This window comes from Lactobacillus kimbladii (assembly GCF_014323605.1).
Lineage (GTDB): Bacteria > Bacillota > Bacilli > Lactobacillales > Lactobacillaceae > Lactobacillus > Lactobacillus kimbladii_B.
The window spans coordinates 1-18065 of the sequence record NZ_SCMB01000007.1; the positions used below are offsets into that span (position 1 = coordinate 1).

At 37.0% G+C, this 18065-nt stretch carries 18 protein-coding genes; 14 read left to right on the top strand and 4 right to left on the bottom strand.

Annotated features, from left to right (window positions below; all coding sequences use genetic code 11):
* Positions 1-661, top strand: a 661-nt coding sequence (locus ERK18_RS08570; RefSeq protein WP_187155111.1) for an SLAP domain-containing protein, incomplete at its 5' end; no start/stop codon positions are given.
* Positions 662-736: 75 nt separating this feature from the next.
* Here the strand turns inward: ERK18_RS08570 and ERK18_RS08575 are convergent.
* The 3 genes from ERK18_RS08575 to rpsD form a co-directional block, all read right to left on the bottom strand.
* A complete protein-coding gene (locus ERK18_RS08575; RefSeq protein WP_187155112.1) occupies positions 737-2038 on the bottom strand; it encodes a replication-associated recombination protein A in 1302 nt (433 codons plus the stop codon).
* Positions 2039-2506, bottom strand: a complete 468-nt coding sequence (locus ERK18_RS08580) for a YueI family protein (protein WP_187155113.1) — start codon at positions 2504-2506, stop codon at positions 2039-2041.
* A gap of 71 nt (positions 2507-2577) precedes the next feature.
* Positions 2578-3189 (bottom strand): 30S ribosomal protein S4, encoded by a 612-nt coding sequence (gene rpsD / locus ERK18_RS08585; protein WP_187155114.1) that lies wholly within the window; start codon positions 3187-3189, stop codon positions 2578-2580.
* A 422-nt stretch (positions 3190-3611) separates the two neighbouring features.
* Here rpsD and ezrA point away from each other — a divergent pair, with 422 nt between their 5' ends.
* The 10 genes from ezrA (at position 3612) to mreD (ending at position 15919) form a co-directional block, all read left to right on the top strand.
* Positions 3612-5330 carry a septation ring formation regulator EzrA gene (gene ezrA, locus ERK18_RS08590; RefSeq protein ID WP_187155115.1) on the top strand — a complete coding sequence of 573 codons (1719 nt, stop codon included), beginning with the start codon at positions 3612-3614 and terminating at the stop codon, positions 5328-5330.
* Positions 5331-5491: 161 nt separating this feature from the next.
* A complete protein-coding gene (locus ERK18_RS08595; RefSeq protein WP_187155116.1) occupies positions 5492-6649 on the top strand; it encodes a cysteine desulfurase family protein in 1158 nt (385 codons plus the stop codon).
* Between the two features lie 5 nt (positions 6650-6654).
* On the top strand, positions 6655-7872 hold the full coding sequence (gene thiI / locus ERK18_RS08600) for a tRNA uracil 4-sulfurtransferase ThiI (RefSeq protein ID WP_187155117.1): 1218 nt from the start codon (positions 6655-6657) through the stop codon (positions 7870-7872).
* Positions 7873-8142: 270 nt separating this feature from the next.
* Complete coding sequence (locus tag ERK18_RS08605; protein WP_187155118.1) at positions 8143-10782, top strand: valine--tRNA ligase; 2640 nt, start codon at positions 8143-8145, stop codon at positions 10780-10782.
* 1 nt (position 10783) lies between these two features.
* Positions 10784-12061 (top strand): bifunctional folylpolyglutamate synthase/dihydrofolate synthase, encoded by a 1278-nt coding sequence (locus ERK18_RS08610; protein WP_187155119.1) that lies wholly within the window; start codon positions 10784-10786, stop codon positions 12059-12061.
* Positions 12042-12722 (top strand): HAD family hydrolase, encoded by a 681-nt coding sequence (locus ERK18_RS08615; protein WP_187155120.1) that lies wholly within the window; start codon positions 12042-12044, stop codon positions 12720-12722. Before ERK18_RS08610 ends, ERK18_RS08615 begins: the two co-directional genes overlap by 20 nt.
* A 35-nt stretch (positions 12723-12757) precedes the next feature.
* Positions 12758-13381: a JAB domain-containing protein gene (locus tag ERK18_RS08620; RefSeq protein ID WP_045927985.1), complete on the top strand. Its 624-nt coding sequence runs from the start codon at positions 12758-12760 to the stop codon at positions 13379-13381.
* A gap of 98 nt (positions 13382-13479) precedes the next feature.
* Positions 13480-14484 carry a rod shape-determining protein gene (locus ERK18_RS08625; RefSeq protein WP_034979431.1) on the top strand — a complete coding sequence of 335 codons (1005 nt, stop codon included), beginning with the start codon at positions 13480-13482 and terminating at the stop codon, positions 14482-14484.
* A gap of 50 nt (positions 14485-14534) precedes the next feature.
* Positions 14535-15386: a rod shape-determining protein MreC gene (gene mreC / locus ERK18_RS08630; RefSeq protein ID WP_187155121.1), complete on the top strand. Its 852-nt coding sequence runs from the start codon at positions 14535-14537 to the stop codon at positions 15384-15386.
* Positions 15386-15919, top strand: a complete 534-nt coding sequence (gene mreD, locus ERK18_RS08635) for a rod shape-determining protein MreD (RefSeq protein ID WP_187155122.1) — start codon at positions 15386-15388, stop codon at positions 15917-15919. Before mreC ends, mreD begins: the two co-directional genes overlap by 1 nt.
* A gap of 28 nt (positions 15920-15947) precedes the next feature.
* On the opposite strand, the gene ERK18_RS08640 is transcribed toward mreD, so the two are convergent.
* Positions 15948-16088, bottom strand: coding sequence for a DUF4044 domain-containing protein (locus tag ERK18_RS08640; protein WP_109586210.1), 141 nt, complete (start codon positions 16086-16088; stop codon positions 15948-15950).
* Positions 16089-16188: 100 nt separating this feature from the next.
* On the opposite strand from ERK18_RS08640, the gene ERK18_RS08645 reads away from it, so the two are divergent.
* From ERK18_RS08645 to rsmH, 3 genes are all read left to right on the top strand, one after another.
* On the top strand, positions 16189-16515 hold the full coding sequence (locus ERK18_RS08645; protein WP_045927988.1) for a DUF3397 domain-containing protein: 327 nt from the start codon (positions 16189-16191) through the stop codon (positions 16513-16515).
* A 166-nt stretch (positions 16516-16681) separates the two neighbouring features.
* Positions 16682-17113, top strand: a complete 432-nt coding sequence (gene mraZ / locus ERK18_RS08650) for a division/cell wall cluster transcriptional repressor MraZ (protein ID WP_045927989.1) — start codon at positions 16682-16684, stop codon at positions 17111-17113.
* A 2-nt stretch (positions 17114-17115) separates the two neighbouring features.
* Positions 17116-18063 carry a 16S rRNA (cytosine(1402)-N(4))-methyltransferase RsmH gene (gene rsmH, locus ERK18_RS08655; RefSeq protein WP_045927990.1) on the top strand — a complete coding sequence of 316 codons (948 nt, stop codon included), beginning with the start codon at positions 17116-17118 and terminating at the stop codon, positions 18061-18063.
* Positions 18064-18065 lie beyond the last annotated feature (2 nt).

Below are 18065 nucleotides of genomic sequence, written 5' to 3' on the forward strand. Positions count from 1 at the left end.
TAATAATAAGAAGTACTATGTTGCAATTGGCAATGTTAAGAGTACAGCTCAAAAACTGAAGCACAATGCTTATGTTTACAACCAATATGGTCAACGGGTAAAGAAAGCAGGCAAACTAAAGTCAGGCGAAGTTATTACCACTTACGGCAGTAGCGTTAAGATTCGCGGTAAGAAGTACTTTATCATTGCCAAGAATCGTTATGTAAAAGCAGCTAATATTGCAAGTCAAGATGTAACAATCGAAAAAGTAACAGTTAACCAAACTGCTGCTGTTGAGGCAGGAGACCAATCTCATATCATTATTAATAAGAAGGTAATGCACAATGCTTATCTTTATGATGAAAACGGTGTTCGTGCCAATGGCTTGGTAATAAATGCTGGTTCAAATGTTGACGTAGTATCGCAAAAAGTTATCAACAAGAAGTTATATTATGTTCTTGAAGATGGCTTGTATATAGCTGCAGGAAATATCGATGCCAAGAAACTGAAATTGAAGCATAATGCTTATGTATACAGTAAATATGGTAATCGCCTAGGTAAGAAAGTACTGAAGAAACGTAAATCAATTAAGACATACGGTAATCCAGTAAAGATAAAGGGCAAGAAGTACTACACTATGACAACAAGCAAATTTGTTAAAAAAGTAAATGTTAAAGGATAGTAAATTTTCCTAACTAAAAAAGAATGCCACAATTGTTTGAGATAACAATTGTGGCATTTTTATAGAAAAATTTTATTATTTTAAACCATCTTGCTGCATTTCATGCAAAGTTTCGTATTGTTTTTTTAACCCTTTTTCAATTTTAGAATTACCTTTGGGTTGAAAATATTGTTTTCCAACCAGATTATCTGGTAAATACTGTTGTGGCACCCAATCATTTGCAAAAGAGTGTGGGTAAATGTAACCTTTGCCATGGCCTAGTTTTGTAGCACCAGAATAATGAGCATCTTTTAAGTCCGCTGGTATTGCGCCGTAATCCTTGTTTTTTACATCTTGCAGGGCCGAATCAATGGCACTAATAGCGCTATTGCTCTTAGGCGACAAAGCAAGCTCAATTACTGCGTTAGCTAAGGGAATGCGTGCTTCTGGAAAGCCCAAATTTTTAGCAGCTTGGATGGCAATTTGTGCATGCTGCACAGCAGCGGGATTTGCCAGACCGATATCTTCATAAGCAATCACACTTAGACGACGGCAGATTGCGACCAAATCCCCTGATTCAATTAATCTGGCCAAATAATGTAAAGCAGCATCAGTATCAGAACCACGAATTGATTTTTGAAAAGCAGATACTAAATCATAGTGACCATCACCTTTTGCGTCAAAGTTTTGACTACGTAACTGAATAGAGTTAGCCATTTCATCTTGATTAATAGTTATTTCATTTTCATCATTTTTACCAGCAGCAATCATTTCCTGCTTGGTTGAGCGCACTGCTAGTTCAAGTCCATTTAATGTGGCGCGTAAGTCACCGTTGCCTTTTTGCACTAATAATTCTCTGACATCATTAGTTAATTTTACATGGTATTTCCCCAAACCATTCTTATCATCTTTAAGCGCACGATCAATCGCCTTGTTGACGTCTGCTTTTGCCAGTGGCTGTAGTTCAAAAATTTGACAGCGAGAACGAATAGCGGGGGAGATGGCAATATAGGGATTTTCGGTTGTCGCTCCAATCAAAATAATTTGTCCTGATTCTAAAAGTGGCAAGAGAAAATCCTGCTTTGTTTTATCTAACCGATGAATTTCATCTAGTAAGAGTATGACAGTTCCACTTAATTTTCCCTCAGCCGCTACTTGCTCTAATTGCTTTTTACTATCAGTAGCAGCATTAAGCTGGCGAAAGGCATATTTAGTGGCACCAGCAATGGCACTGGCAATACTAGTTTTGCCGATGCCAGGGGGACCATAGAGAATCATCGAGGATAGCATTTTGGCTTCGACCATTCTCCGAATAATTTTTCCGGGACCAATTAAATGTTGTTGGCCAACAACTTCATTCAAATTTTGCGGTCTCATTCTATAAGCTAATGGCTTCATTTAATTGTCTCCGTGAAGAAGCCGGTGCCAAAAGCCAGCTTTTTTTTGATTTGTATCAGTAAGTTGAGCTTTAGGTATTTCAGGCGGATAAACTTGACTTATTTCAATGCGCATTTTGTTAATGGCACTGGAAGCTACCACTAAGATTGCGGAATCATCAGGCCCAGTTTTTGCTGTCTCGTTATTAACAATGGTAAAAGAAGTTTCGTATTTGCTACAATAAGTTTCTACTTGGTTAACAAAATTATCATGTAAATTACCGTTTATCAGGATATTGTAACCCGCGTAATCCTTGAAATGGCGTAAAAAAAGGTTGGTTAACTTGGGATCCTGCACTTCAGCATTGGTCATTCTCACTAAAACCCGTTCGCGAAGAGACCCTAAAAATCTTCTGCGTTCATCTGGTTTTGTCTGTGGCGTAATGCCTTGGGCAGCATTTGAAACTCTGGTATTTAAATCTTCAGTCATCTATGAGATTTCCTTTCGGGTAGCAAAAACCCCTCTCCAAGTAGGAAAGGGGTTTTGTGAAAATGTAGAAATTAAAGTAACTTGTTGTAGTATTCAACAACTAGAGCTTCGTTAATTTCTGGTTCCATTTCATCACGTTCTGGAAGACGAACAAGTGAACCTTCTACTTTGTTCTCATCAAATGAAACAAAGGATGGACGGGATACAACTGCTTCCAGTGCATCCTTAACTTGTTGCAAGTTCTTTGACTTTTCCTTGAGGCCAATGGTTTGACCAACCTTGACTTCGTATGAAGGAATATCAACACGCTTGCCATCAACAGTAATGTGACCGTGGTTAACCAATTGTCTTGCTTGTTCTCTTGTAGTAGCAAAACCTAAACGGTAAACAATGCTGTCTAAACGGCATTCAAGCAAAGCCATAAAGTTAGTACCGTGTTCACCTTCACGGATCTTACCAGCACGTTCGAACAAAGTTCTAAATTGACGCTCGTTTAAACCATACATCCAACGCAACTTTTGCTTTTCGTGCAATTGCTCGCCGTATTCTGATAAACGACCACGTGAATTGGGACCATGTTGACCAGGAGCATAGTTACGACGGCTAAGCTCTTTGCCAGTACCTGAAAGTGAGATTCCTAATCTTCTGGAACGTTTCCAACTTGGACCTGTATATCTTGACATAAAATCCTCCAATAAAATCTGATAACAGTTTTTGGAGTAAAATAATTACGTATAAGTTTAACATTCGTGCATCTTAATTTTCATTTTCGCCTATTGCAGCGTCGGTTACTCGTTCACTAAAACGTATTAAGATGTTGACGTTCTTGCCACTTATAGCTGCAAATATTTTACACGTTCTATATTATAGTTGTATTAACTTATTAAAGCAAGGAAAACATTGCTTGCTTTAATTAATATAGGAAGAAAAAGAAAATTTTGTTTATCAGCAAATATAAGAGTCAATATTTTATTTAAAAGTAATGTAGCATTTATCAATCTTACATATCAATTTTTATAACATAATGAAAAATACCAGTTCGAAAAACTCTTGCCCACAATAATGTAGAAGTTTGGTATAATTGGAGTAGTTTTGGAGGAAAAATATGTCACCGACTCAATCCATAGTTGTAATCATTGCAATTTTAATCATTATTATAATTATAGCACTTATGATCATAGTCAATCGACGCCAATTAAGGCAGATTCTTGAATTGGACGATTTGATTACTAAAATTGATAAAATGCATTTAGAAACAGATATTATTAATCTGGATAAAATGGATTTAGCGGGTGAGAGTCTGACCACACTAACTACGTGGCGTAAAAGCTATGAGCAGGCAGCAACTAAAAAAATTCCTGCTGTACAGAATTTTCTTGAACAAGCTGCTGACCAAAACTCACACTATCAACTATTTACGGCCCACAAAAATATCAAACAGGCTCAAAAAATCATGGGCTCAACCTACAAAGACGCTAAAAACACAAAGGAAGTTTTTACCGAATTACTCGAATCAAACCGTGAAAATCAAAAGCAGTATAATGACTTATTCAATCAGTTTAAAGAATTGCGTAAAAGCGTTTTGGCCAATTCGTACGAATACGGCAGTGCACTTGATAAAATTGAAACTAATTTGACTAATATGGAAAGTGACTTTTCTGAAGCTAAAAGTCTGACTGCTCAAGGAGACCAGGTTGAAGCAAAACGTATTTTGTCAAGGATTAAAGTAGCTTTGACGAATATCAGTTCAGTTTTACCTGAGGTTAGAAATGCGCGTCACCAAATTGATACTGTTTTTAAAGACCAACTGGATGAACTTTCTAATAGTTATAAAAAGATGATGTCTTCAAAATATTATATAACTCAAGTTGATGTTTTAGCCGAAATTAAAAAAATTCGCGGTCAAGTGGCTGATGCAGGCAAATTATTGACGGAATTAAAAGTATCCGATTTGAACACAGAAATCGCAAAAATCAAAAAAGAGATTGCTGCTCTATACGATACTTTGGCTAATGAATATAAAGCAAGACCTTTTGTAGAAGAAAATCAGGACAAAATCCAGAGACTTCTTGCTCATGAACAGGTTGAGTCCAAAAACTTGGTGGCCAAATTGCGTCATATCGATGAAAGTTATGAACTAACGCATAATGAGCTTGCTACCAGCAGGCAACTAGAGCAGGAAGTCAATGACATGGAAAGGCAATATACAGTTGACACGCAAAATGTTGCTGATGGTAAGGGAGTATACTCACAAATCAAGTCATCCTGGTTAAACATGCTTGACCGTCTACGTGAAATTAGCAATCAGCAAAAGACAATGTCGCAAGACGTCGATGGTCTTTACGATTCAGAAAATGTTGCTAATGATTCAATTAATCGTTTTAAACAAGAGGTGTCTCTAGTTTACCGGCGGTTAGAACGTAAAAATTTGCCGGGTAATCCGGATGCTTTTGTTCAAATGTATACATTAGTTGTTAATGAAATTGGCCATGTAGCAAAAGAATTGAGCCAAGTTCGTCTGAACATGGAAAAAATCTCGCAAGAATTAATTCAAATTTCAGATGACGTTGAAAGACTAAAACGAGAAGCAGATGACATTATTAATTCTGCTGATTTGGTGCAATTAACCTTGCAGTATTCAAATAAATATTCTGACAATGGTTCAATTCAAAATGCGCAGAAAAAGGCCATGGACCTTTATGAGCAAGACTATAATTATAAGGATGCGCTTGATACCATAGCAACTGCTATTGAAAAAGTGGAACCGGGTTCGTACCAGCGTTTAGAAAATTTATATTATTCTGATAAGAAAAATAATGACTAAATTTTATAAACTTTTGTCAAATAAAAATCTCAGCTTTAAAATTTGTAAATGATTTTAAGGCTTTTTTATTGCTAATGAATAAATAATTGAAGCTGAGTTTATTTTAAGTTACAATTTATAAGTTAATAGCTGACCTTGTAGTGTATTGGAGGAGAAATTCCGTGATTTACTTTGATAACAGCGCCACGACCAAAATTGATCCTGCTGTTTTAGCAACTTACGATAAAGTAGCACAAACTATTTGGGGTAATCCATCTAGTTTACATAAACTGGGAGACCGTGCTTACCAACTTTTGGAAAGCTCGCGTAAACAGATTTCTAATCTTTTGGGTACAAAGCAGGATGAAATTTTCTTTACTTCCGGTGGTACAGAATCAAACAATTGGGCTATAAAGGGCACAGCATTCCAAAAACGGCAATTTGGCAAGCATCTCATTACATCGAGCGTTGAACACGCTTCTGTGGCTAATGCTTTTAATGCGCTGGAATACATCGGCTTTCGCGTAACTCACTTGCCAGTTGATAAAGAAGGGCGTGTCAATGTCAATGATTTGCGCAATGCTCTTGATTCTGACACCACATTAGTTTCAATAATGGGTGTCAATAATGAGATTGGTTCAATCCAGCCAATTGATGAGATCAGTGATTTATTGTCTAACTATCCCACTGTGAGCTTTCACGTTGATAATGTTCAGGCATTGGGTAAAAATATTTGGTCACGAGTTTTTACTCCTCGTGTTGATTTATTTAGCCTTTCCGCCCATAAATTTCACGCACCAAGAGGTACTGGTGTCCTTTATAAAAAAGAAGGCAAGATGCTGGATCCTCTACATGATGGCGGGGGACAGGAAAAAAGTCTTAGATCTGGCACGGAAAATTTGCCGGCGATAGCAGGAATGGCTAAGGCTGTACGCTTACTTTTAGAAAATGAGCAGGAAAAAGCCGCGAGAGAGGCTGCTATTAAGGAAAAAATAGTAAATTATTTGCAGGACAAGCCTGGTATAACTATATTTTCCCCTGTCAATGAAAATTTTGCGCCTCATATTTTATGTTTTGCACTTGAAGGCATTAGGGGAGAAACTTTAGTTCATACGCTTGAAGAATATGACATTTATACTTCCACTACTTCCGCATGCTCCTCTACTAAGGTTGACCAAGCCAGCACGTTAGTAGCAATGCATGTTGACGATAAAATTGCCACCAGTGCGATTCGTTTAAGTTTTGATGAATCCAATACTCTTGCTGAAGCTGATGAGTTTATAAGAGTTTTTGACAAAATTTACCGTCACTTTGCCCCAATTAATCATTTAGGAGAATAGATTTTATGAAATATACTGAAATAATGGTGCGTTACGGTGAGCTTTCAACAAAAGGAAAGAACCGAAAAGATTTTATCGGTCGCTTAGCCGGTAACGTTACTAAAGTGCTGCGTGAATTTCCACAGGTTGAAATTCACCCACGCCATGATCGGATGCATATTGTTTTAAACGATGCTCCTTTTGAAGAGGTTGACCAACGTTTAAAAAAAGTTTTTGGCATACAAACTTATTCACCAACAATTAAAGTAGAAAAAACGCTGGCGGAAATTGAAAAAACTGCACTTGCTTTAATGAAAGAAACTTTTAAAAAAGGAATGACTTTCAAGGTTAACACTAAGCGCAGTGACCATCAGTTTTTATATGATACTAATGAATTGAATAAAATGGTTGGTGACTACCTTTTTTCACACATGGATGATTTAAAGGTAGAAATGAAACATCCTGACATTGTGCTCAGAATTGAAGTTCGTAAAGATGCAGTTTACATTTCTAACCAGCTGCTTCATGGCGCTGGGGGGATGCCAGTTGGTACTGGTGGTCGAGCTGTCATGATGCTATCTGGAGGCATTGATTCGCCAGTGGCTTCCTATCTTGCCCTAAAACGTGGTGTTGATATTGACATGGTGCATTTTTACAGTCCGCCATATACTACCGAGAAAGCTTTGAATAAAGCCAAAGAATTAACCGGTATTTTGGCTAATTATGCTGGTAAAATCAATTTTATTGCAGTACCGTTTGCAGAAATTCAGGAAATCATTAAGGAAAAAATTCCCGAAGGCTATTTGATGACTGTGCAAAGAAGATTTATGTTGCAGCTAGCCGATAAAATCAGAGCCAAAAGAAGAGGCTTAGCTATTTTTAATGGTGAGTCTGTAGGACAAGTAGCTTCACAAACTCTAGAGTCAATGGCAGCAATTAACGATGTCACCACTACACCGGTTATAAGACCTGTTGCTACAATGGATAAAACCGAAATTATCAATTTAGCAGAAAAAATTGGCACTTTTGATTTATCTATTCAACCATTTGAAGATTGCTGCACCATTTTTGCACCTCCTCGTCCAAAAACAAAACCAAAAATTGAGAAAGCACGTGAATTTGAAAATCGCCTTGATGTGGCTGATCTAATTGAACGTGCTCTGGCCGGCATTCAAGTAACTTCAATTTATCCTAATGATAAGTTTTTAGCAGATAAAGCAGAAGAAGATGCTTCACTACTTTAAAAAGTATGTTATAATACGCCCAAAGCAATAATTGAGAGGTATTAACCTTATAGATAGAGAAAGGCTCGTTGATGGTGAAAAGCCGAATGAAGGTTGATTGGTAGCTCGATTGGACTGGTTGGCTGAACTGAAAGTAAGCTAATCCGGCAAAATCTGCCGTTATCATTTTTAAGAGAAGCAGAATTTATTCTGCTTAACCTTAGGTGGTACCGCGGTTAATTACATCGTCCTAGACATTTTGTCTAGGACTTTTTTATTGGGAGGAGAATTATGACAGATTTAGCACCAAAATATGACCCCAAAGAGGTCGAACAAGGCAGATACCAAAAGTGGCTTGATCAAGACTTGTTCAAGCCATCCGGGGATAAAAAAGCACACCCATATTCTATTGTTATTCCGCCACCAAATGTTACTGGCAAACTGCACTTAGGGCATGCCTGGGATACTGCAATTCAAGATACATTAATTCGACTCAAAAGGATGCAGGGTTATGATACTTTGTATCTTCCAGGGATGGATCATGCAGGAATTGCAACTCAGGCTAAAGTTGAAGCCAAATTACGCAAACAAGGCAAAGACCGACATGAAATGGGTCGTGAAGCTTTTGTTAAGCAAGTTTGGGACTGGAAAGATGAATACGCTGCTATTATCAAGAGTCAGTGGGCAAAATTAGGCCTGTCTCTCGACTATTCCAGAGAGAGATTCACTTTGGATAAAGGCTTATCCAAGGCAGTTCGTCGCGTTTTTGTGCAACTGTATAATGAGGGTCTAATTTACCGTGGTGAATATATTATTAATTGGGATCCGGAACTGCAAACAGCTTTAAGTGACATTGAAGTTATTCACCAAGACGATAAAGGTGCTTTTTACCATATTAAGTATCCGTTTGCTGATGGTTCCGGTTTTGTTGAGATTGCTACTACTCGTCCTGAGACAATGTTCGGTGATACTGCCGTTGCTGTGGCACCTGGAGATGAACGCTACAAAGATATAGTGGGCAAGGAACTGATTTTGCCAATAGTAGGACGTCATATTCCAATTATTGAGGATCAACACGTTGATCCAGAATTTGGTACTGGTTTGGTAAAAATTACTCCCGCTCATGATCCTAATGACTTCTTAGTGGGCAATCGTCATAACTTAAAACGGATTAATGTAATGAATGACGACGGTACTATGAACGAAAATGCCGGTAAGTATGAAGGTATGGACCGTTTTGAATGCCGTGAAACATTGGTTAAAGATTTAAAGGAGCAAGGCTACTTAATTAAAGTTAAGCCAATTGTACACTCAGTTGGACACTCGGAACGTTCTGGAGTTCAAGTTGAACCACGTCTGTCAACTCAATGGTTTGTTAAGATGAAACCTTTGGCAGATAAAGTTTTAGAGAATCAAAAAACTGCGGGTAAAGTCAATTTTGTACCAAAGAGGTTTGAACAAACTTTAAATCATTGGATGGAAGATGTTCATGACTGGGTAATTTCACGTCAATTATGGTGGGGACATAGAATTCCAGCTTGGTATAACAAAAAGACTGGTGAGATGTATGTTGGAGAGGAAGCACCAAAAGACATTGAAAACTGGAAACAGGACCCAGATGTTCTAGACACCTGGTTTTCAAGTGCTTTATGGCCATTTTCAACATTGGGCTGGCCTGATGAAGATTCTGCTGATTTTAAACGCTATTTCCCAACCAATGCTTTAGTTACCGGTTATGATATTATCTTTTTCTGGGTTTCACGGATGATTTTCCAGAGTCTGCATTTTACCCACAAGAGACCATTTAATGATGTTGTTCTTCACGGCTTGATTCGTGATGAACAAGGTCGCAAGATGAGTAAGTCTCTAGGTAACGGTGTCGATCCAATGGATGTTATTGATCAATATGGTGCAGATGCTTTGCGCTGGTTCTTGTTAAATGGGACAGCGCCAGGACAAGACACTCGCTATAATCCTAAACAATTGGCATCTGCATGGAACTTCATTAATAAGATTTGGAATGCTGCTCGATTTGTGATTATGAATTTACCAGAAGATGCAAAAGCAGCTCATATGCCTGATACCAGCAAGTTTGATCTGTCAGACAGCTGGATTTTTGACCGCTTAAATCACACTGTAAGTGAAGTAATTCGTTTATTTGATGATTATCAATTTGGTGAAGCTGGGCGCGAACTTTATAACTTTATCTGGAATGATTTCTGCGACTGGTATATCGAAATGGCCAAAGTTGCTCTCAATGGTTCAGATGAAGAACTGAAGACTAGAAAACAAGAGAATTTAATTTGGATTCTTGACCAAATTTTACGTTTGCTTCATCCAATTATGCCATTTGTGACTGAAAAGCTGTGGCTGTCAATGCCTCATGAAGGCAAATCAATCATGGTTGCGAAGTATCCTACACCTCATGATGAATTTGTTAATGACAGAGCGCGACGCGATATGGCTTTCTTGATCGAAATTATTAAAGCTGTACGTAATATTCGAATGGAAGTTAATGCACCACTTTCTTCACCGATTGATATTATGATTCAATTAGAAGACAGCAATAATGAACGGATTTTGACTGAAAACGAAGATTACGTCAAGAATTTCTTGCACCCGAAGAACCTGACTATTGCTGCCAATATAACTGCTCCAAAATTAGCTAAAACTGCTGTGATTGCAGGAGCTCAAATTTTTGTCCCACTAGCCGATTTAGTTAATATTGATGACGAAATCAAGCGCATGACAAAAGAGGAGAAAGATCTCCAAGCTGAAGTTGAACGCTCAAGCAAAAAACTGAATAATCAAGGCTTTGTAGCTCACGCACCAGAAGCAGTAATTAATAAGGAAAAAGCTAAAAAAGCTGATTATGAAAATCAACTGCAAAGCGTTCAGGAAAGAATTCAAGAATTAAAGAAGAGTGAATAATGTGACTTTTACTAAAGCTCAAGATGTAATTAATTATTTATATTCACTTCCTAAATTACATGAAAAGGCAGATCTATCTTACATAAAAAAAGTGCTGACCTTTTTGGATAATCCGCAAGATAAAGTTAAAACAATTCATGTCACGGGCACTAATGGTAAAGGATCTACTTCATACTATTTGAGCAGCTTGCTGCAAAAGGCCGGTCAGAAGACTGGCCTTTTTGTTTCGCCATATGTGTTCGAATTTAACGAACGTATTCAATTAAATGGGCAAAATATTAGTGACGCAGATTTAGTAAAGACAGCTAATGCCATAGAATCAGCTTTGACAAAAATTCGTAAAACAAGCAACAATTTTTCTTTAGTAACTTTTGAGTATGAAGTGGTAATGGCCTTTTTCTATTTTGCAAGAAAAAAATGTGATTATGCTGTCATAGAAGTCGGTATAGGCGGTGAACATGACAAGACAAACGTGATTACACCTGAAGTCAGCATAATTACCACGATTGGTTTAGATCATGAACAAATTATCGGACCCACACTTCAGGATATTGCGCGTGAAAAAAGTGGAATAATTAAAAGGAATCGTCCTGTAGTTTTGGGTAATATTTCTAAAGAGGTGTTGCCCATAATTCAGCAAAAAGCACAAAAAGAACATGCGACAATAAAACTATTAGGAAAAGATTTTAAAATTTCCTTGCAAGAAAATTTAACTTATCAAGATCAAAATAAGAAAATTTCCTTTTTACCCAGACCTTTAGTAGAAGGTTATGATGTAGGTATCGCTATTTCTGCTGTTAGCCTTTTGGGAGTGAAACTTTCTGCAGCTGAAATTAAAGAGGCAATAAATCAAACCAAAATTCCTGGTCGTTATCAAATAGTGCAAAATAACCCATTAGTTATTCTTGATGGCGCACATAATATTCAAGCCATGCAAAACCTGCTTAATTTTGCTCATTTTGAACAGAAGAAAAAACAGGGCAAAGTTAAAGTTTTGATTATGATGATGAAAGATAAGGATATTGAGCAAGTATTTAAATTGTTTAAGCCAGAAGATGAAGTATACATTACAACAATTGATTATCCTCGTGCAGCCAAGGAAAAAGATTTCCCGACTTGGATTCAAGAAAAATACCAATACCAAGCTGACTGGGAAACATCTTTTAGGAGTTTAGAGCAGAAGAGTCAAACAAATGATATACTGCTAGTGACGGGATCGTTTTATTTAGTCGGAAATATTTTACAAATGGAGACAAAAAATGCGAGTTCAAGGTCTTGATGATGAAATTAAGGGAATATTATTCGATATGGACGGATTGCTGGTCAATTCTGAAAATTTGTATTGGAAAGCTAATATACAGGCTGCTAAAGAAGCAAATTTAGGCACTCCGGATGATATCTATCTTAAATTAGTTGGCTCAACAACCACTGATATGGACGATTTTTATTCTAAATACTTTAAAAATAAGAAGCAGCGGGACCAATTTATTAAGCGTACGGATGAGTTGGTGTGGCAGTGGACCGAGGAAGGTAAACTAAAATTGCGCCCTGGAGTCCAAGAAGCTCTTGATCTTTTTCAAAAAGCTGGTTTACCTATGGCAGTGGTTACCAGTAACACCGAAGATGTGGTAGAGCATAATTTGTGGGCAACAGGTAGCCGCAATTATTTTCAGTTTCATTTAAATTATGATGATGTTAGAAAAAATAATGTTCAGCCAAAGCCTGCTCCGGATATTTATCTTTTGGCTGCTCAAAAATTACATGTTCCTCAAAATAAAATTCTAGCCTTTGAAGATTCTTCTCCCGGATTGCTTGCGGCCGTTAATGCAGGTTTAAAGTGCGTAATGGTGCCTGATTTAATTCCGGCAAGTAAAAACGACTATCAAAATGCTGCATTTGTCTGTAAAGATTTTTATGAATTTCTGAAAAAGGTTTGTTAATTTTCAACGTATTTAATAGTGAAAGGAATGGTTTTATGGAATTGATAAAATCTAATCACTATTTATTGAAAACTGACTGGGAAATGTTAAACAGCCTTTTTGCTGAGTTGAAAGAACGTGGAATAGAGAAGTTCGATGAACTTTTTATAAAACTGACAGAGCTAAAAATCATGAATTTCGATGATTTGCTCAAATATATTTCTGGCAGTCAATGCGATAAAAATTTAGCTGTTCTTTGTGAGGGACTGCTTGAAAGACTGAGGTCGGCGGTTCCAGATCGTGAACTTATTATGACATCGAGTGATGAAGTAGGTACCTATTTATTGGATAAGTTGGCTGGTCGTAAACAAGAAGAGCTTTGGGCAGTTTATATTGATAACAGTAATCATATTGTTGCTGAAAAAAGATTATTTCAAGGAACTTTAGATAAGTCAATTGCTCACCCACGGGAAATTTTCCGTTGGGCAGTAATTTATGCCTGCGCCGGCTTTTTTGTGGTTCATAATCATCCAAGTGGCAATTTAATTCCATCAAAAAGCGATATAGAGCTAACAAAAATGCTTTTTGCAGCTTCTGAATTATTTCATATTGACTTTCTTGATCATTTTATTGTGGGGAAGGGACAATATGTGAGTTTGCGTGAAAGGCAATTATTTTAAATTCATCTTAAAGTTACATTTCATTTTCTTTTTTAAGTTGCACTTTATGCTATAATTATTCAAGATTTAGAGACTGCAATAATTAAGGAGAGATTTACGTGTTTGGATTAGGAGCAAAAAATATTGGCATCGATTTAGGGACGGCCAATACTCTTGTTTATATGGAAGGCAAAGGAATTGTTTTAAGGGAGCCTTCTGTTGTGGCTAAAAATACCCATACTGGAAAAGTAATTGCGGTAGGGTCAGAAGCAAGAGAAATGATCGGAAGGACACCGGAAAGCATAGTGGCTATCAGGCCAATGAAAGATGGTGTAATTGCTGATTATGATACAACTGCCTCTATGCTTAAGTATTTTATAGAAAAGACTGTAGGCAACTCCAAACCTTCAGCTATGATTTGTGTACCTTCGGGAGTAACTGAAGTTGAAAAACGGGCAGTTATTGATGCCGCTCGTGTAGCTGGTGCACGTGAAGCCTTTGTAATAGAAGAACCGTTTGCAGCCGCCATTGGAGCTGGATTGCCAGTAATGGATCCTACTGGTTCAATGGTCGTGGATATTGGTGGTGGGACTACTGATGTAGCAACGATTTCTCTTGGTGGAATTGTTTCATCTACATCAATTCGTCAAGCTGGTGATAAGTTTAATACTGCAATTGTAAATTATGTACATTCAAATTTTAATCTTTTGATCGGTGAAAGAACCGCTGAAGACATAAAAATCCAAATTGGCTCCGCTTCAGTTGAAAAGGCAGAAGGAATTGAATCTGTCAATATTCGTGGACGTGATTTAGTTACCGGATTGCCAAAATCAGTTGATGTTAAAGCAGTTGATGTTTCAAAAGCAATTCAAGATGTTGTTCAAGATATTATTGTTGCTATTAAAGAAACTCTAGAACAAACCTCTCCTGAAATTGCAGCGGATGTAATTGATCATGGTATTGTGCTAACTGGTGGCGGTGCTTTACTTAAGAATTTGCCAGATGTTATTTCAGAAGCTACTAAAGTTCCAGTATTTATAGCACAAGACCCATTAGATTGTGTTGCAGTTGGTACAGGTGAGTCTCTGAAAAATATTGAAGTAATGCGTAGAAGTCGCAGATAATACAAAAAGTCGGCTATTATTGCCGATTTTTCTTTAGGGACTGTTTCCAAATGAAGAAATTTTTACAGAATAAAAAACTGTTGTCAGCATGTCTTGCAGTTATTGTAGTATTTATAGTTTTAGGTGGTAGTGTTAGCTTGCGTAATAAGCGCAACACTCCATTAATTATTCAAAGCTTTGGTAATGATATAGTCGCTGTAGGGTCAAGGATTATTGATTTTCCTCTTAGTTTTGTGTCTGGCAGTTTAAATAATGTGCATGATTTGCTGAATACTCAAGATGAAAATAACTATCTTAAGAGCCAAATAACCGATTTGGAACAAACAAAGGCTCGTAACTCAAGTCTTGAAGCTGAAAATAAACAACTTAAGTCCGCTTTAAAGTTAAAAGAAACTTTAACTGACTATAATATGGTTCAAGCCTCGGTAATTTCGCGTTCACCAGACAGCTGGACAGACCTTTTGGTTATTAACAAGGGAACTACTTCTGGCTTACGTAAAAACATGGCCGTGATGTCGGGCGGTGGAGTTATTGGTCGTATAATAGAGGTTAATGCTGCTTCTGCCAAGGTGGAATTAATTACCACTAGTGACAAGTCGGCAAACCGTTTTGCAGTTCAAGCTCAAGCCACAAATGGAAAAAAGGTTCATGGCATAATTACAGTGATAGGTAACAAAACTTTAGCCTTTACTCAAGCAATGGATAGTAAAAAACTTAAGCGTGGTACGAAAATTTACACTAGTGGAATGGGTGGTAATTCTCCTAAAGGATTATTAGTAGGAACTATTTCTGCTACAACACATGACTCATTTGGCTTATCTGATTTAATCAAAATAAATCCAGCTGGCGAATTAAACGATCCTTCAGTTGTCACTGTTATCACAAGGAAAGTGAACGACTAATGAAGACACTGCGAAAATTTACTCTTGTCTTAGCATTATATGTTGCTTTAGCTATTAGTGGCAGCTTGTCCTTTTACCTGCATCAGTTTTTCTCATTTGGCAAAGCTTCTAACTTATTAGTACCTGTTAGTATGATGCTAATCGCGCTATTTGATGACACTAATAATAAAGAAATTTGGTTGGCTTTAGGTGCAGGTATAGTCAGTGACATTTATTTTTTTGGCATTATAGGTATTTACGCAATTATCTTGCCAATAGTTTCATGGCTATTGCAAAAATCTGCACGATTTTTGCCTGAGGTATTTTGGGCCAGAGTTCTGGCAGTTTTAATTGCCTCTGTTCTAACTCAAGGCTTCACGTGGCTGATTTTGAATATGACAGGTTTGTTAAGTATTGGTATTTTTAAGCTGGTGCAAAGTATTTTGCCAACTCTGTGCTGGGTATTTATATTTATTTGTGCCACCTATAAATTATGGTGGAATCTGGCTCTTAACTATCCTTTTATGGTTAATTTGGAAAATTACCGGCAATAAAAAACGTGAGATACAAGTCTCACGTTTTTTATTCGAAAAAGCCAAAGCTTGATAATGCACCAACAGCCTGCATTACAACTGCCGCTAGAGTAATTAATGCCATTAGCCAAGCCATAGCAATTGTTAATTTTTGAAATTTAGATCTCTTTTTCTTATGTCTTCGCGTCATTGATTGACCTCCTACTTGAACAATATTTTATGCTACTTAATAGTTTTTTTCAATCGCGGAGTAAGATAAAATAGATATTAAATGATAGAGGATGTAGCCAATGTTTTTAATTATATTGATACCAGTTATAGGTCTTGCTTTAGCTTATATTGTCAATAAAATGTTTCCTAAAGCTCAATTTAGGGGATATGATTTATTGCCTTTCTTTTTTATATATGCATGTCACTTAATTACCATGCACCAAAAAAGACCTGAGTTTTTGCCTTATGGTTTCTTCGTTTTTTTCTTCTTAGTTATAGTTATAGCAATATCTGATGCTGTTAAAAATAAAAATCTCTCTTTAAGTCAAACTCTGCGTAAAATCTGGGATTACTTAACTGTAAATACTATTTTTTGGTATCTGGGTCTATTATTTTTGATGATATAGTCAAACTTTTTAATAAAAAAATTTTAAAAAAACTAGTCGCAAACCTGAATTGGTTTGCGATTTTTTCTTTTTGTGTCATTAAAAAATAAATATTTAACTTTTTTGACTAAAAAGTGGTAGGAAGTGGTGAATTGTGGTAAATTATTTAGTGGAAGGGGGCTAAGCCATGTTCATGGGTGAATATCATCACAATCTTGACAGCAAAGGGCGTTTAATTATACCTGCCCGTTTGCGTAGCCAAATAGGTGACAAAATGATATTTACTCGCGGAATGGAAGGCTGCATTTTTGGCTATACTACTGAGGCGTGGCAAAAAATTGAAGCTAAATTAGCGCAACTTCCATTGACTAAGAGAAATGCGCGTAGCTTTACGCGTTTGTTCTACTCTGGTGCGATGGAATGCGAATTTGACAAACAAGGTCGTGTGAATCTGACCACAACGCTGAAGAAACATGCTTCCCTTGTCAAAGAATGTGTCATTGTAGGAGTTTCTGATCGAATTGAAATTTGGTCTAAGGAACGTTGGGAAAGCTTTAGTGATGAAGCCAATGAAAACTATGATGATATCGCAGAAAATTTGGATGAAATTGAACTATAATTATGGAATTCAAACACACCAGTGTACTCTTACACCAAACAATAGATAATTTAAAACTAAAAAATGGTGGTCTTTATGTAGACGCAACTTTTGGCGGTGGCGGTCATGCAAAATATTTATTGAGCAAACTTGCTAGTGGTACCTTAATTGGTTTTGATCAAGACGAATATGCAATAAATTCGGCTAAGTTAAACTTTGCTGATTTACTTGTTCAAAATGCCGATCCTAAATTACAATTGGTACATGATAATTTTAGCCATTTAAAAGAGAATCTGGTTGAGCTGGGTTATCAAAATGGTATAGATGGGATTTACTATGATTTGGGAGTTTCCTCGCCACAATTTGATCAGGCACAAAGGGGTTTTTCTTATCGTTTCGATGCTAGATTGGATATGAGAATGGATCAAGAGCAAAGTCTTGATGCTTATCAATTGGTTAATAACTCAAGCCAAAAAGAATTGGCGAATATTTTGTATAAATTTGGTGGAGAAAAATATTCTCGCCAGATCGCCCATAAAATTGTCCTTAAGAGACAAAAAAAGCCAATTGAGACAACATTTGAACTGGTTGATATAATTAAGGAAGCAATTCCTGCGTTTGCAAGAAGGACTGGTGGGCACCCAGCAAAAAAGACCTTTCAGGCTTTGCGTGTTGCTGTGAATCACGAGCTTGATGTTTTAACTGAATCACTTGAAGAGGCGGTTCACTTGTTAAAACCAGGTGGCCGAATTAGTGTGATTACCTTTCAGTCTGATGAAGACAAAATTGTAAAAAATATTTTTAAAAAATACTCTGAAGTTGATGTACCTAGGGGCATGCCAGTTATTCCTGACAACTTGAAGCCAATGCTTCGTTTAGTTAACCGCAAACCCATTGTTGCCTCACCCGAAGAGCTAAAGAATAATAATCGCTCACACAGTGCAAAGTTGCGAGTCGCAGAAAAATTGTAAAG

Coding starts and splice junctions, on each gene's coding strand:
- ERK18_RS08645 (WP_045927988.1), top strand. CDS start 16,189: ATGTTTTTAATTATATTGATACCAGTTATAGGTCTTGCTTTAGCTTAT.
- thiI (WP_187155117.1), top strand. CDS start 6,655: ATGAAATATACTGAAATAATGGTGCGTTACGGTGAGCTTTCAACAAAA.
- ERK18_RS08615 (WP_187155120.1), top strand. CDS start 12,042: ATGCGAGTTCAAGGTCTTGATGATGAAATTAAGGGAATATTATTCGAT.
- mreD (WP_187155122.1), top strand. CDS start 15,386: ATGAAGACACTGCGAAAATTTACTCTTGTCTTAGCATTATATGTTGCT.
- ERK18_RS08620 (WP_045927985.1), top strand. CDS start 12,758: ATGGAATTGATAAAATCTAATCACTATTTATTGAAAACTGACTGGGAA.
- ERK18_RS08640 (WP_109586210.1), bottom strand. CDS start 16,088: ATGACGCGAAGACATAAGAAAAAGAGATCTAAATTTCAAAAATTAACA.
- ERK18_RS08580 (WP_187155113.1), bottom strand. CDS start 2,506: ATGACTGAAGATTTAAATACCAGAGTTTCAAATGCTGCCCAAGGCATT.
- mreC (WP_187155121.1), top strand. CDS start 14,535: ATGAAGAAATTTTTACAGAATAAAAAACTGTTGTCAGCATGTCTTGCA.
- ezrA (WP_187155115.1), top strand. CDS start 3,612: ATGTCACCGACTCAATCCATAGTTGTAATCATTGCAATTTTAATCATT.
- rsmH (WP_045927990.1), top strand. CDS start 17,116: ATGGAATTCAAACACACCAGTGTACTCTTACACCAAACAATAGATAAT.
- ERK18_RS08605 (WP_187155118.1), top strand. CDS start 8,143: ATGACAGATTTAGCACCAAAATATGACCCCAAAGAGGTCGAACAAGGC.
- mraZ (WP_045927989.1), top strand. CDS start 16,682: ATGTTCATGGGTGAATATCATCACAATCTTGACAGCAAAGGGCGTTTA.
- rpsD (WP_187155114.1), bottom strand. CDS start 3,189: ATGTCAAGATATACAGGTCCAAGTTGGAAACGTTCCAGAAGATTAGGA.
- ERK18_RS08575 (WP_187155112.1), bottom strand. CDS start 2,038: ATGAAGCCATTAGCTTATAGAATGAGACCGCAAAATTTGAATGAAGTT.